This is a genomic window from Levilactobacillus senmaizukei DSM 21775 = NBRC 103853 (assembly GCF_001592085.1).
Lineage (GTDB): Bacteria > Bacillota > Bacilli > Lactobacillales > Lactobacillaceae > Levilactobacillus > Levilactobacillus senmaizukei.
Window position 1 is genome coordinate 1 of record NZ_BCWD01000002.1, and the last position, 15,497, is coordinate 15,497.

Sequence of the window (15,497 nt, forward strand, 5' to 3'; positions counted from 1 at the left end):
GATTGGCCACCTTTTTAATTTGGCCTAACTCGATTTCAAAGGAGCAAAATCCGTTTTGACAAAGAAATTTTCGTTTTTTTCTAGAAACATTATTTGTGTCATGGTAGCCACTTTCTGCTATCAATTTAGCATTCAAGCCGTTAACCCCTTAATGAATGGCTACGCCCGTAATTTAGGGATCAATAGTACCTTTGCCGGTATTATTGTGGGTGTGATGAGTATCACCTCAATGGTATTGAGACCCTTTGCCGGAAATCTAACCGATCGGATTTCTAAATATCGCTTAGCCCTAATCGGTGGGAGCCTCTGCGCAATTAGTGATTTTGGTTACCTGGTCGCTTACAATCCCACTTGGCTGTTCGTCTTTAGAGTCGTCAACGGGTTAGGATTTGTTCTATGTACCGTGTGCCTGGCGACTTGGATGGCCTATTTAGCTCCCCGACAACACCTGGGCGCGGCGATGGGGTATTACGGCTTATTAAATGCGCTGGCCATGGCCATTGCTCCCGCCCTAGCCGTCAGCCTCTATCAGCACCTAGGTTATCAGTTCATTATTGTTCTGGCGGGCTTGAGTGCTGTAGCCATGGTTATCGTCATCCAGTTCATCAATAATCGGGCCCAGCCTGCCGTGAGGCCAGCTGACCAGCACTTTAAGATTATCCAGCGCGATGCACTACCCGTAGCCATCATCTTTTCGTTGCTGTCGATTCCCTACTTTGTTACCCAGGCGGACATTGTCATGTACGTTGCGGAGCGCCATCTGCCGATTACCGTCAGCTGGTTCTTCTTGTGTTACTCGCTCACTTTGATTGTGATTCGGATCCTATTGAAAAACTATTTTGATACGATTTCATTTGGCGTTTGGTTCTTCATCTGCATCATTGCCACCATTGGTTATATTCTCCTACTAACAATCATGCAAAATAACTTTGAGATGATCCTGGCCGCTGGATTAATGGCCGTCGGGTTTGGCGTGATGGTTTCCGTTTCCCAGTCAACGGCTCTCTTATTAGCACCCATGGAAGAGCAGGGACTCGCTAACGCCACCTATTATCTGGGCAGCGATATTGGGATGTCACTTGGCCCCATCATTGGGGGTATTCTACCCACGATATTCCCACTCAAATTCTTTTACCCCATGATGTTACTGATCGTTCCACTGACCGCAATTCTATATTTAAGCAATCGGCGTAAGTTGAACGCGGCCGTGCAGAACAATTAAAGTCGCATTATTTAAAATTGAATATATTCAAAATCTTTTGAAATAATCGGTGTTGCCGGATATTCGTCAACATCATTTTTTATAATAAAAAAGAGGTAGCGTCAACTACCCCCAACCTATTCCCCAAAAATAATGGCAAGCAGGATCATCCCAGCTCCTCCCAGTACAAACATAAACAAACCATACGCAACCAGGAGACACCCGATAATGCCGACTCGATGTTGGGCCAACTTGGACGAGATATAGTCTCCCCAAGCCAGTAACGACGCGCCGTACAAGCCAAAGCCCAAATCATGTAATTTAGTCAAGCTCAAAAAAATAATCCCAGCTGTAAATAGCACGAGACCTGTGATCGGCATCACCCGATTAACCGCGGTCGGCGTGTACGTCCGGCTATATCGTTCCGAAAGTTTTCGATACCATGACATATGACCACCTTGTTTTATAGATAATTCCAGCTTTACAAGCGCGGAATATTGATGACCCGTGCTCTTTGACCCCATTGTATCCACTCGGCTGGGAATGCAATAATTGTCGAGGAAAAATTCAGGACTATCCTTGCTGAACTAATTATTTTAGACATCTGTTTCCCCCAACAATCAATCCTTATCATCTCAAGCCTGCTGATAAATAGCTTGATCCTCTAGCTAATAACCTTAGCCAAATGGAAATCCACGCTGCTCCATCCGATAGGTGCCAACGACGATCACTTTAAACTTCTTAGATATGTAAAGCACCCTGCGAGACTATTTACTGGTTAGTAACCATTAGATAATCTCGCAGGGTGCCTTTTGTTAAGGGCTTTCAGCCCCGATGTCCATTTAAATAATTGACCACATCGCGTCCCAGCCGGTTCATCCCCCGGTACTGTTGGGCTTGCTTCCCCTGCTGAGCCATCACCACGACGATGTAGACGCCGTGCTTCGTCCGAAACAGACTGGCATCGTTCTGGACTCCCTTGGCCGGATACTCTCCGGTCTTGTTGAAGACCGTGGCGTGCTTAACCAACTTCGGTAGCTTGGAATGATTGCGACAGTGCCGCAACAACGTCAACATGCGATTATCGTACGTCTTCCCCAGTAATTGGTGACGATAGGTCTTACTGAGAAATTTGGTCAGATCGGCCACGGACGTATAGTTGTCGTGCCCCTTCGCCAGGGCCCGCGTGTCCATCATGTAGCGCCGAAGATGCGAGTGCTTAAATCCATAATGTTTCATCGTCTGATTAACCCGTTTGAACCCACCTAGCTTGTGAATGAGACGGTTAGTCGCCGCGTTATCCGAATTGTGAATCATCCGTTTCAAATCGGTCTTGGTGGCCGTGGTCAGCTTCAGCTTATGCTGCTGCGCCCGTTTAAAAATCGTGAGCATCACGAACACCTTGATGGTGCTGGCCGACCGTTGACCACGAACTCGTTGGTTGCCCGCGGTAACCGCCAGTGGTTGCCGGCCTAACCGGGTAACCTTGACCGACCACCGACCGTGCGCGGCCTTCATATCCCGTTTAGCAATTCTCTGAATAGCCGCCGGTTGAGCGGCCTTCGCCTTGGCTTGAACCCCGATTGCCGGCCACAACAGACCAGCTAGTAACATCACTATTAAACCTAACCTTAACCGTCTCATTTGTTTACTCCTAACGTAGATACTGGCGCACGAAGCCCTTGGTCACCAACCATTCGGTTCTCATGCCATCACCTAAATCCTTGGTATCCTCAGCCAACTTTCTGCAGTATTTGTTGCCAATAAGCTATGCATAATGGCTTAAGTATAGGTGAAAAATTAATGAACCGCAATGTCATTTCGATAGCGATCTATTCACAGGAAGACAGACCTGATCGTCCCTCTGTTTAAGCTAGTCCGACTCCACGAAAAAGGCCGCCCCGATGTGCGAGGCGGCCGTGAATTCATTGAAATAATCTGTGTACCTACAATAGGTTCTGCGGAACACCTAAGCACCGGTGATTTTTGCGCGGCTAGCTTCGCCCAGCTAAATGGAATTTTTCAAAATGGGCCTTTAGGTAATCCAACGTTAGACTCTTAGTGGTCTTGATCAGTTGTTGCGGCTCGCCGCTAGCCATCAACCGGCCACCAGCTTGCCCACCCTTAGGGCCGAGATCAATCAGATAATCGGCGTTAGCCATCAGATCGAGGTCATGCGTGATGATAATAATCGTGGCCCCCTTGGCCTTCAGACTGTTAATCACACCCAGTAACGTTTGCACATCTTGGGGATGTAAGCCGACGGAGGGTTCGTCAAAGATAAACAGGGTCTTACCTTGGCGCTTGTTCAAGTGGCTCATGAGCTTTAACCGCTGGGCTTCCCCACCGGACAGGCTCGGCGTACTTTCGCCTAAATGCAGGTAACCCAGCCCCATTTCATCCAGCAATTGGAGCTGCTTCTCAATCTTCGGTACCGTTTCAAAGACGGGTAACGCCTCACGGACCGATAAGTTCAACAGGTCGACAATATTGTAGCCGTGCCAGCGAATCTGTGGAATCTCGTCCTTATACCGCGCGCCATGGCAGTAAGGGCAGACCTCTTCCATGTCCGGCAAATATTGAATATCCAGGGTAATGGTGCCCAGTCCGCCACACTGCTCACACGCACCCTGCTTATTATTATACGAGAAGTGAGCGATTCCAAATTTCTTGGCCTTAGCTTCTGGTAAATCTGCAAACAGTCGGCGCAAATTATCCATAATGGTCGTGTAGGTGGCAATCGTCGAGCGGGCATTCTTCCCAATTGGCTTGGCATCCACCGACACCACGTCTTTCAAATGGGTCTTCAGAGTCGTCACCTGCTTGGGTAGGGCGGCCTTAGCATTCGCCGCCTGAATCGCCGGCACCAGGCTGTCCAAGATCAAACTCGTCTTACCAGCACCAGAGAACCCGGTAACCGCAGTGATTTCATTGCCCGGAATGGTCACAGCCACGTCATGTAGATTAAAGTAGTCCTGAACCTCAAAATGCGTGGTGAGGTCGCTAGCTTTCTGACTAGCGGGTACCTTGTCATGCATGATCTTAGCCTGACCCGAAATGTAGGGCCCAATCAGTGACTGGGGATTGCCCACGAGATCGTTGGGCGTTCCTTCGGCAATGATTTGACCACCGGCATCCCCCGACCCAGGGCCAATCTCAATCACCCAGTCGGCCGCTGAAATGATGTCGACTTCATGGTCGACCACCACCAAGGAATTTCCTTGGGCAATCAACTCCCGAAAAATTCGGATGAGTCCTTCAACGTTATCGGGATGCAACCCAATGGAGGGTTCGTCCAGCACGTACAGAACGCCCGTGGTCTCCGTCCGAATGGTCTTGGCTAGTTGAAGCCGTTGGAGTTCACCGGTCGACAGCGTGTTGCCGTTCCGCGATAGGGTCAAATAGTCCAGCCCCAATTCCAGCAAGGGCCGCAACGTATCCGTCAGATTCTTGAAGAGCACGTCAGCCATGGCTTTCATCTCGGCTGGCAACTCAGCTTGAGCCGCCGCTTGCCACTCGGACAATGACCCCAAGGTCAGGTCAGATACCTCCGCAATATTTTTACCCCCAACTAGTTGGGTCAAGAGTTCCGGATTCAGCCGCGTCCCGTGACAGGTCGGGCACACCGCGAAGTGGAAAAATTCGTTAACCTTCTTGATGGCCCGATCGCTCTTCACCGTCTTCAGGGAATCGTAGACGGCCTCGTGGGCATTCTCATACAGCGTCTTGTCGGTATGAAACACCCGTCCGGTCGAGGTTCGAAAGTCCACGGGATACTGCTTCTTGTCACCGTTGAGGACGATGTCCTTCTCCCGGTCGGTGAGATCCTTGTAGGGCACGTCGATACGGACCCCCAGCGTTTCTGCCACCGTCGGCATAAAGTTGCGGCCGGGCAGATGCCAGGAGGCCACGACCCCTTCCGATAGACTGAGGCTCGGATCGCCGATCAGTTTATCCTCGTCTAAGGTCTGAACCGTCCCCGTCCCATGACATTCGGGGCAGGCACCGCCGGAATTAAAGGCAAAGTCTTCGGCCGATCTCGCCATAAACTCGACGCCACACTCCGGACAGGTCACGTAACCCATCTTACTGTCCGCGCCACCCGGTAGATCCATGGCCTGGGCCACTTTCAGGCTGGGGGCAATCCGGTGACCATTGGGACAAACCATCGACCCAAGGCGTGAGAAGATGAGGCGGACGACGTTAAACAATTCACTCATCGACCCCACCGTCGAGCGCTCGGAGGGGACTCCCGGCCGCTGCCGCAGGGCGATAGCGGATGGAATGTGCCGAACCTCTTGGACCTGCGACCGCTTGCTTTGGCCGATCCGCCGCCTGGTATAGGTGGATAGCGCCTCTAAGTACCGCCGCGACCCCTCCGCATACAAGATGCCCATGGCCAAGGAACTCTTCCCGGAGCCCGAGGGACCCGAGATAGCCACAAACTGATTCAACGGAATGTCCACGTCAATATTCTTTAAGTTATGGACGTTCCCACCACGTACACTAATATGTTCACGTTGTTTATCACTCGTTGTCATACTTGCCCACCTTTACCTTTAGTTCCGTTCATGATACTTATCATTTTAAACCATCCGGTAACGTTACAGTCAAGCTTAGGAGTAAAAACTGGCCATTCTTCTTGTTGGTGTCTCAGCTCCCGCTATAGTTACCCCGATTATCAAGGGCCTCACGCGAGAATTGATCACCAATCACAGGTACCTCCAGTATCTCTTAAGGCAACAATCAAAATAACTTCAAAAACTTATTGATTGTCACCTCGCTTAAAAAATATGTAAAACTGGTTACGGAAAATCGTCAAGTTTCCATAACCAGTTTCTAATTTGGTAAATATCTAATTGCGAGCAAAGACCTTTCAGGCCTGTTCGTTTTGCTATAGCGGATATGCTCTTTAATTTACTGCAGGCACACTGGTTTAACTAGCGTCTGCATCTTCCTGTACAAACGTATGCTTGTCATCCAACACATACTGGAACTCAACGGTGTTCAACATCAAGCTAGCCTTGAACAACGCCTTGATACCCTGTTCGTTACTCATGACCACAAAGAATTCCCGATCGGTGCCACTAACTCGTTGGAAAGTCTCGTACTCGCCAGTGAAACCTTCTTTGCGAAATAGACCAATAATCTTCATCATTTCAACCTGGGTAACTGCTTTTTCTGCCAAATTCAATCTCTTTTCTCTCTTAAAGTAAGTTGCTAATTATCTATACTGCTAGCCAGTTTCAGGCCACGAAAAAGCCGCCCCACAACTGAGGCGGCTCTGAGTCCGTTGGAATTACTTACCCAACTTCGTCTTGTTAGTCATGTTTAACTTGTCATCAAAGTCGTAGACAACTGGTTCACCGGTTGCCATTTCGAGGTTCATGATGTCATCGTCGGAGATCCGTTCGATGTACTTGCTCAAAGCACGGAGTGAGTTACCGTGGGCAGCGATGATGACGTTCTTGCCATCGAGTAACTTAGGTGCGATTTGGTCTTCCCAGAATGGCATAACCCGTTCCAAGGTAACCTTCAAGTTTTCACCACCGGGTACGATGTTAGGGTCCAAGTTAGCGTAACGGGGGTCCTTAACCGCAGAACCTTCGGCGTCAGCATCCAAAAGTGGAGGTAAAACATCGTATGAACGACGCCAGATGTGGACTTGGTCGTCACCGTACTTTTCAGCGGTTTCAGCCTTGTTCAAGCCTTGTAAGGCCCCATAATGACGTTCGTTCAAGCGCCAAGTCTTCGTTTCCGGAATCCAAAGTTGGTCGGATTCTTCCAAAACGTAGTGTAACGTCTTGATTGCTCGCTTAAGAACTGACGTGTAGGCGTAGTCAAACTTCAGGCCAGATTCCTTGATCTTGTTACCTGCAGCCTTGGCTTCTTCAACACCCTTTTCACTTAAATCAACGTCAACCCAGCCAGTAAACTTGTTGGATAAGTTCCATTCACTTTGACCGTGGCGAATCAGTACTAATTTTGCCATCCCTTAAAACCTCTTTCTTCTTTAGAATACTTTGCCATTTTACACTATCTAGCCCAAAATTTCAGCCTTATTCGTCTTTTCCATCATCCCGATTTCTCGATGGTAAACGATAGTCCTTTAATTTCTGGACATCCACGTGCGGCGGCTGGTGTAACCCATGAACCGGCTTAACCCCCAAAATATCCAGGAAGAACGTGAAGATTGGCACCCCAACGATCAGGCCCCAGACGCCAAAGAGCTGTTCCCCCGCCAATAGGACGACGAAAGTGTAGAAAATTGGCAGTTCGGTTCGACTGGACATAAACTTGGGATTCAAAACGTAGGCTTCTAACGCGTGGACCACAACTACCATGACTAAGATATAAATCACGTAACGGAAGCCACCAACGGAATACCCTAAGATGGTCAATGGAATAATCGATACGATAACTCCGGCCACCGGAATCAGGCTCAGAATAAAAATCATAATAGCCAACGTTGGTAGCTGCGGCATCTTCATAAAAGCCAGCACGATGGTGGTAATCACCGTATTGCAAAGCGCGATGAAGAATTGGGCTTCCAGGACTACCCCGAAAGTATTAACAAACTTTGAGGCGAAAAAGTTAATATCCTGGAAAACCCAGCCATAGGTACTGGTTAAGAAGCGCTTGGAGAAGGCCGCCATCTGCTTATTCTCAATGGTAAAGAAGTAACTCAAAATCATCGACATAAACAGGGTGACCCCAAACGACCCAATCGTCGAGATGTAAGTTAAGACCACCTTGGCCCCACTTTGAACTTGACTCATGATATTCGAGTTATTGATATATTCCGTGGCATAACGAATAATCTCGTTTTGGTCGTTCCCGGGTTGCTGGTAGAACTTATACAGGTTCTCCACCCCGTGGACCGACGACGTTAAGAGTTGCGGAAGATACGTGGTGATTGCCCCATACAGGCCCCCCAGAATCAACAAGTACGCGACCGTAACGATGATCCCCGCCGGAATCTTCACGAACCGGTGAACAAACTTCACCAGTTGTAGAACTAAGAAGGTGAAAATGAAGGTTAATAGAATCATATTCATTTCCGACCGGATTAGCCACAGAATAAAGATTAAGACGACCAACACCGTAAACCGGCGCAATCTGACATTATCAACAAACCGTTGCCATAAACTCACTTCTGAACCGCCCCTATCTACTTTTTTCGGTAGTTTCATTCTACGCTATTTGCCGTTAATTCCCTAGACATTTAACCAAGGACAACAAAAAAGTCTGAACCCAATTGGATTCAGACTTTCAGTCACTCGGCCATCGTTCGGCACCGCTCACTGGCGGCATGCCCAACCGACTCGACAACCAAATTTGCTTACGATTCAACTCCCTCTAACACAGCCGACCGTTGATTCCCAAAGGTTAGTTGCAGGTCATCCAATCCCAATGCCTTATGAATAATGGCGGATGCGCCACCCAGTAATGAGGCCTCTTTAGCATTTTTAGTTAAGAGTAATGGGGCTTTCCGTAAGATGGCCATTTGGCCCACGTAGTCCCGCACTTTGTCCATCAATTCTGGTAGTAATTCCAGGATTGGGGCGTTAACGATAATCGCATCCGGCGCGAAGGTGTTGGAAATATTTCCCAGGACCTTCGCCAGGTAGTAGGCAAATTCATCGAGGATCGACAGTAGTTCTGGCCGATGACCCAGGTAATCTCGCCGAATGCGGTTAACATCTACCCGGTCAATCTTTTGATAAGCCATGATCCGTTGTAGAACTGGTCCTTCGGCAACGTAATGGTTGACCGTTTCCATATTTTCTTCATGGTAGCGGTCGGCCAACGGACAGGTTCCGATGTTCCCAGCTTCTCCATTGTGTCCTCGGTAGAGCCGGTCGTCGGTCACAATCCCTGCGGCTACTTGGTCACGGATGGTCACTGAAATCAGGTTGTGATAGAGGCCTTCCCCGGCGAAGTCCCGTTCATAAATTGCGGATTCACTAGCCAGGTTTTCCAGCACAACGGGAACTTGGAACTTGTCGCTGAAGTACTTCGCGAGGTCAAAGTTCTTGAACCCCTTCAACGAAGCCGCCAGGATTTGGTTATCGTAAATAACTCCATCCAGGCCAAACGCAATCCCTAACAAGCGGTTTTCGTTGGCACTCATCGTGGCCGAGATCCGGTCATCAATCATGTCCAGCACCGTTGTTAAATCAACGTCACGCGTGGATACACTTTCATAATTCTCAGATTTCCCGTCCAACCGGCAGGTAATCATTGAGAAGCGTGACCGCAAAATATTAATACTGATGACATAACCATACCCCACGTTTAGTAATGCCATAACTGGTTTACGCCCACCATTCCGGGTACTTACTCCGTGACCAACCTCACGGATTAACCCTTCATGTAGCAGTTGACTATAAATATCAGAAACCGTCACTTTGTTTAAACTCAGATTCCGTGAAATCTGACTACGAGAAATTGGTCCAGAGTTTACAATTTGTTGTAGAACTTGCTTTTCATTAGTCGTACGCATGATGTGTTTGTTGATAATCATAATTTTCTTGGCAACGTAGCTCCCCCAAATAGCAACGGTGATTCGGGAATCAAATCAGTTTAGGTTGCCCCATCCCCCAAGGTTGGTGCTCACCTGCTATTCTGGGGGCCACATTGCCTAACCCCCCTTGTAGATTCTGATTCTATTATTATAGTAAATCACCCTTACCAATTAAGAAAAGAAAGTGACTTGTGAAATTTAAGCGGTTTCAAAAGCCGAATGTACGGGAAATCGTTGTCCCCATAGGCTTATAACGCCAAAATTCCATGATCGACCAATTAATTTGCTTATTCGGTTTATAAATGCATTTGTTTAGTGACTTACCTTTCATGTCAAGTTTTATAACCAAAAGTTTAAGAATGGTTAGTTCAGCGACCAAATTGATCGGTTTTGACTTTTGCGGCCACGTTCTGTGTTATTTTTTCTGACATTTTTAGATTGTTCGCGTTATATTTATTTTGGCTTTCACTGCCCGCCTACCGGTTGGCCCCGCAGGGGGCTGGAACATGGTGGACACGCTTGGAAGCCAGCAAGCCCAGCTGTCTTCAAACTCGGTCTTTACCTAACCCGGAAGCCCACCGACTAAGGCAAACGACACCACTGAGTCCACGCTTATGGTTACTTTAGCTTAGATTGCCCGCCTACCGGTTGGTCCTGCAGGGGGGCTGGAACATGGTGGACACGCTTGGAAGCCAGCAAGCCCAGCTGTCTTCAAACTCGGTCTTTACCTAACCCGGAAGCCCACCGACTAAGGCAAACGACACCACTGAGCCCCCTGCGAGACCGCCCTCACGGCTAAGATTGACTAGTTATTAGCAACTATCTTAGAGCAAGGTGCTAGGTCAACCAGAAATAGCTACTCGTCTAAAATCGTAGTATTATCGTCATACCCACTCTCAATCAGATAGATTCAAAACACCCTATTCATATCGAGTAAAACACCCTTCACTTCATCTGGACACCATCGCCGACCTCAACGACCAATAGGCAGCCAATGGCCGGCCCGGGGCTCAGCCGTGGGACTGCCTTAGCGGAGTGAACTGCTCCGGTTAGGCAGAACTGACTTTTGAGACCGCCCTTTGGCTCAAAATCATGTTCACCGCGTTCCAGCCCGTTAAGGGCCGGCCATTGGCGAGCCAGCATCAGCAATTTCATAATCAGTATTGTCTGAGGCCAAAATAAAAACCGGCATGGACAAATGTCCCTACCGGTTCGAAACAGTATTTATTTGAGATATTGTTGCGTGTACTTGGTCAACGACAACTTCTTCTTGCTGGCAGTTTGCATTGCCACCCGCACGTCTTGATCGCTCATGGCATCGGATTGGCCACCCGCAGCGTTAATCGTTTGCCGGGCACTGGCAATCTGCGCATCCGTAATCGTCTTACCATTTAACTCCTTTTGGCTTTGCGTCACGGTGTACTCGTTACTCCCCTTGTAGTTCTTAGCAGCCGATTGTTCGGCCGGCGTCAATGAAGCGCTTGAACTACTGGTATCGGAACTGGAAGAAGTAGAGCTAGCCGCCGCAGTCACAGAACTCGTTTGTCCCGCATTGTTCGCTTTCCGTAAGGCCAAGGCTTGGTCATACAAGTCCTTGTAATACGTCTGACGGAACTTGTCGTTGTTGAACAGTTCATCCAAAGTGGTATTGGATTGACCATAGTTCAGCGCCTTGTTTTCCCCTTGCGCCTTACTCAAGATCGTCTTGAATTGCTTAACGTTCGCAACCACACCCTTAACCAACTTGTATTGGCTAGTGGCCCGCGATACCAAAACCTTGGACCCCTTCTTGGTGTCCTTGACCGTCTGGTAGTGTTCCTCCGCACTGGTGAACTTCCGTGCTTCCATAGAATTCTCAGCCGAGACGAACCGTTGTGTTTGCGTTAAATAAGTCTGTGCTGTCGGATCATTTAATTTACGCTTTAAGGCATTCTGAAAGTAGCTTTCAGCCTGCGTGTAGTGCTTACCTTTGATGGCAGTACGCCCGTTAGCCATTGCCGCTTGGTACTCCTTAGCTGTTGCGTGATGATTCGAATACGCGTAACCGCCAATCAGCAGTGCCACCACGATTGTTGCCACGACCCATACCCATTTTTTCAAAATGAAGACCTCCGCCGGTTAATTATAGTTATATTATACCATGCATCAGTATAGAAACGACCCTTTTTACTTGAGCTAATTTTTGTGAATAAAAGTTAATGCGCTTACATTAAGACCCCCTCTTACGCTTTACCGGATGAAAGGCGTATACTAAGAAAGTATATTTTTGTTTTACTGCACGCCATGCAGCGAAACCAGAAAGGACTCCTGACATGCTTGAAAAAACTTTCTACAAAACATTTTTAAGTCACACTTTCAACATTCCCGTTCGAGTCAACTACTGGGACGGCAGCAGCGATGTCTATGGGACCGGCACTCCTGATATCACTATCACCATTCATGAGGCCATTCCGATTAAGGAAATTTCTCGAAACGCTTCGATTGCGCTCGGGGAAGCGATCATGGACGGTAAAATTGAAATTGACGGGAGTATCGAAGACCTCTTAACGGCGGCCTACGAAAACACCGACAGTTTCTTCCACAATAAGAAATTTATTCATTTCTTACCCAAGCAAAAACATACGGAAAAGGAAAGCAAGACTGATGTCCAAAACCATTATGATATTGGAAATAACTTCTACAATCTTTGGTTAGACGACACCATGACTTACTCTTGTGCTTACTTTGAAACACCTGACGATGATTTATACACCGCCCAGATGAATAAAGTTCACCACATCATCCGTAAACTCAACCCACAACCTGGCAAAACCTTGCTGGACATTGGTTGTGGCTGGGGCACGTTGATGCTGACCGCCGCCAAGGAATACGGGTTGCACGTGACTGGGATTACTTTGAGCCAGGAACAATACAACTATGTTAATCAACAAATCGAAGCGGCCGGTCTGCAAGACGTCGCCGAGGTTCGCTTGGAAGACTACCGTGAACTTGGCAACGAGAAGTGGGACTACATCACCTCAGTCGGCATGTTTGAACACGTTGGTCAAGAAAACTTGGGCGAATACTTCAAGTGTGTTCAAGAATACTTGATGAACGATGGGGTTGCCTTGATTCACGGAATTACCCGTCAACAAGGTGGCGCCAACAATGGTTGGTTAAACAAGTGGATCTTCCCCGGTGGTTACGTGCCTGGCTTAATTGAAAACACCACGCACATCATTGAAAACGGCCTCCAGATTGACGACATGGAACCTCTTCGTCGCCATTACCAAAAGACGGTAGAAATCTGGGACCAAAACTTCAATGAACACCGTGACGAGGTCGCCAAGATGTTTGATGACCGTTTCGTACGCATGTGGGACCTGTACCTGCAGGCCTGTGCCGCATCCTTCAAGTCTGGAAACATTGACGTTATCCAGTACCTGATTTCCAAGGGACCATCCGCCCGGATGTTACCAATGACGCGGGACTACATGTACGACGAAACACATAAGAAAGTCGCAGCTAAATAAAAACCAGTTAAGCGACCGCGGATCGCCTGACGATAAAGGCCCTCTAACTACCGGATTGATCACCGATAGTTGGCGGGCCTTTTTGATTCTGTATCCGATTAACGGCCGCCATTACACTATTTATAAGGGGCCTTGCTTGTTCACGGTTGGCTAGCGTGTTATAGTTTTGAGCACTGGTAATGGTGTTAATAATTTAGGACATAAAAAGGGATTAAATAAATTATGCAGACTAAGCAAATGCTATTGTTAGCCACCGCGTTCGCTGCCATGCCGACCAAAGGCAAACCGACAGCCAAGCAGTTGAAGCCACTGATGAAGTTTCGCCACCTCCATGTGTCGAAGCACAAGGTCACTGGCAAGACGGTCAAACACGCCCAGGTCCACATCTATGACTTAAAACACCACGCCCTGTTAAGTGCCCAGGCTGACCGTCACGGCCACTTTAGTATCCGCTCCAAGCAAAGTAACCTGGATAAGCTAAAGTTCCACTTAATCGCCACCAAGCCCGGCTATCAAGCTCGCGTCCTGACACACCAACTAAGGAAAAACAAGACTGCTGGTTCGGCCAAATCAACAGATTTAATCGAGGGCAAACCCGCCCTGCCGGTCAAAGTCACCGCACGGCCGGCCCGTCAACAACCTAAGCAACAGGTCCAAGACTTATTAACCCAGCTACGGTCCGTGGCCAACGCCGAAAAACGGGAAATTCTGGCCCAACGCCCCTCAAGAAAAACCATTCAAGACCATCAGGAAATTCTGCGACGGTTACAGAATACCCTGGCCCAGACACAGCTGGATCTCACGGCCGCCGAAAAATCCGGTAACCAGTCGCTCCAACGGTCGCTGAAGGACGACGTTCTGGCCGCCCGGACCGAACTGTCTAATCAAATCGATGTATTCAAGGTGGATACCGATACGCTCCACAACCTCAACGTGGCCTTGAACTATTTTAAAACCCAACGCACGGTCCTCAAGGAACGATTGGCCTCACTGGATACCAATGAGACTGGCAAGGTGACCGTTGCCCAGGCCTAATCATTCCCCATTGGTTATCACAACTCTAGCAAGTTTAAGGCCACTAAAAAAGGCGGAGCCCAGCTCCACCTTTGATTAACCTATTTAGATTAAGCGATGACCATCGATAACAGGAAAACGCTGATTAAACCAACAACCACCGAGATTACCATTGACCGAGTCCGGTACGCGACCACAATCACAATAACGGCCGCTAGCATTTCAGAATATTTGGAAATGATAAACTGGTAGCTTTCGCTATCAATGAAAATATCCTTCACGACTAACGCCGTAAATAATGACACGGGAATAAACTTCATCCATTCATTGAACCATTCCGGGATCTGCCGCTTGGTGAATAACATCAGGGGAAAGAACCGTGGGATAAATGCGACGAAAAAGCCGAGGATGATTAGCCAAAAGTGTTGCGTACTATTCCAATTCATATAGCGTCTCCTGTATCCTAATTATCTTCTGTGTTCTCAACAACCGATTTCTTAGCCCCGGGACTGCGGAGTTTCCACAACCAGTGACTGTCTGGCAAATGCTTCTTTAAAGTGGTCTCTAGTAAGAAACCCAGCAATGAAGCAATAAGGGTCGAGATGACTAACCCCAGGGTACTCTTGGTTAGCATCATGCACAGGGCCGCAAACACCCCGGAAAACAAGCAAATCAGAATGGTCAGCCGGTTTTTAATCTGCATGACAATCATATACAAGAATAGTGCCGTCAGTGCGAAGTTAACGACCCCGAGGTCAATCTTCAACGCACTCCCGACCAAACTGCCGATAACGTTGCTGACCGCCCAAAAGAGTAAAGAATAGTGCTCCACCATCAAAGCCTCTTTACCCGTCCACTTCTTATCAGTGGCGAATTTTAAATAGTTAATGGCGTAATTTTCATCGTTTAACGAGACCGCAAAGATAAACAAAAAGCGGTTTGATTGGCCTTTTAAGTATGGCGATAAGCTCGAACTCAATAAGGCATAACGTAATTCCAAGAAGAACAGCATCAAAACAATTGAAAGTAATGGGGAATTAATCGTCAACATCGTGGCAATCAGAAATTGTGCCCCACCGGAAAAAATTAGTAATGAAACTAATCCGGTCAGTAAGGTATTGAATCCTGCCGCGTGTAGCAAAATCCCACAAGCCAGCCCAATGGGAACGTAACTTAAGTTCAGGGGCATGGCTACCCGCAAGGTCGACCGCCATAAGGGTTCATCGGGGTCTGGCACTTGCTT

13 protein-coding genes are annotated in these 15,497 nt (G+C 48.1%); 3 read left to right on the forward strand and 10 right to left on the reverse strand.

Going from position 1 to position 15,497, the window contains the following annotated elements:
- Positions 1 to 55: 55 nt before the first annotated feature.
- Positions 56 to 1,222 (forward strand): MFS transporter, encoded by a 1,167-nt coding sequence (locus LSE01S_RS00815; RefSeq protein ID WP_061775733.1) that lies wholly within the window; start codon positions 56 to 58, stop codon positions 1,220 to 1,222.
- 116 nt (positions 1,223 to 1,338) lie between these two features.
- Here LSE01S_RS00815 and LSE01S_RS00820 read toward each other — a convergent pair whose 3' ends face one another.
- From LSE01S_RS00820 to LSE01S_RS00860, 8 genes are all read right to left on the reverse strand, one after another.
- Complete coding sequence (locus LSE01S_RS00820; RefSeq protein ID WP_061775734.1) at positions 1,339 to 1,650, reverse strand: hypothetical protein; 312 nt, start codon at positions 1,648 to 1,650, stop codon at positions 1,339 to 1,341.
- Positions 1,651 to 2,026: 376 nt separating this feature from the next.
- Entirely contained in the window at positions 2,027 to 2,845 is an 819-nt protein-coding gene (locus tag LSE01S_RS00825; RefSeq protein WP_061775735.1) for a serine hydrolase, read from the reverse strand.
- Between the two features lie 350 nt (positions 2,846 to 3,195).
- Complete coding sequence (locus tag LSE01S_RS00830) at positions 3,196 to 5,742, reverse strand: AAA family ATPase (RefSeq protein WP_061775736.1); 2,547 nt, start codon at positions 5,740 to 5,742, stop codon at positions 3,196 to 3,198.
- 395 nt (positions 5,743 to 6,137) lie between these two features.
- Positions 6,138 to 6,389: a hypothetical protein gene (locus LSE01S_RS00835; protein ID WP_061775850.1), complete on the reverse strand. Its 252-nt coding sequence runs from the start codon at positions 6,387 to 6,389 to the stop codon at positions 6,138 to 6,140.
- 111 nt (positions 6,390 to 6,500) lie between these two features.
- A complete protein-coding gene (locus LSE01S_RS00840) occupies positions 6,501 to 7,193 on the reverse strand; it encodes a 2,3-diphosphoglycerate-dependent phosphoglycerate mutase (RefSeq protein ID WP_061775737.1) in 693 nt (230 codons plus the stop codon).
- Between the two features lie 67 nt (positions 7,194 to 7,260).
- Positions 7,261 to 8,355 (reverse strand): AI-2E family transporter, encoded by a 1,095-nt coding sequence (locus LSE01S_RS00845; RefSeq protein ID WP_061775738.1) that lies wholly within the window; start codon positions 8,353 to 8,355, stop codon positions 7,261 to 7,263.
- 188 nt (positions 8,356 to 8,543) lie between these two features.
- On the reverse strand, positions 8,544 to 9,728 hold the full coding sequence (locus LSE01S_RS00850) for an ROK family protein (RefSeq protein WP_061775739.1): 1,185 nt from the start codon (positions 9,726 to 9,728) through the stop codon (positions 8,544 to 8,546).
- Between the two features lie 1,224 nt (positions 9,729 to 10,952).
- The gene (locus LSE01S_RS00860) at positions 10,953 to 11,828 is read right to left on the reverse strand and encodes a hypothetical protein (protein ID WP_061775741.1); all 876 of its coding nucleotides are present in this window, start codon (positions 11,826 to 11,828) and stop codon (positions 10,953 to 10,955) included.
- A 212-nt stretch (positions 11,829 to 12,040) separates the two neighbouring features.
- Between LSE01S_RS00860 and LSE01S_RS00865 the strand changes: the two genes are divergently transcribed.
- Both LSE01S_RS00865 and LSE01S_RS00870 read left to right on the forward strand, forming a co-directional pair.
- Complete coding sequence (locus LSE01S_RS00865; RefSeq protein WP_061775742.1) at positions 12,041 to 13,240, forward strand: class I SAM-dependent methyltransferase; 1,200 nt, start codon at positions 12,041 to 12,043, stop codon at positions 13,238 to 13,240.
- A 222-nt stretch (positions 13,241 to 13,462) separates the two neighbouring features.
- Positions 13,463 to 14,275 carry a hypothetical protein gene (locus LSE01S_RS00870; RefSeq protein ID WP_061775743.1) on the forward strand — a complete coding sequence of 271 codons (813 nt, stop codon included), beginning with the start codon at positions 13,463 to 13,465 and terminating at the stop codon, positions 14,273 to 14,275.
- Between the two features lie 89 nt (positions 14,276 to 14,364).
- Here the strand turns inward: LSE01S_RS00870 and LSE01S_RS00875 are convergent, their stop codons facing one another.
- Both LSE01S_RS00875 and LSE01S_RS00880 read right to left on the reverse strand, forming a co-directional pair.
- Positions 14,365 to 14,700: an AzlD domain-containing protein gene (locus tag LSE01S_RS00875; protein WP_061775744.1), complete on the reverse strand. Its 336-nt coding sequence runs from the start codon at positions 14,698 to 14,700 to the stop codon at positions 14,365 to 14,367.
- A 17-nt stretch (positions 14,701 to 14,717) separates the two neighbouring features.
- On the reverse strand, positions 14,718 to 15,443 hold the full coding sequence (locus LSE01S_RS00880; RefSeq protein WP_061775851.1) for an AzlC family ABC transporter permease: 726 nt from the start codon (positions 15,441 to 15,443) through the stop codon (positions 14,718 to 14,720).
- Positions 15,444 to 15,497: the final 54 nt, after the last annotated feature.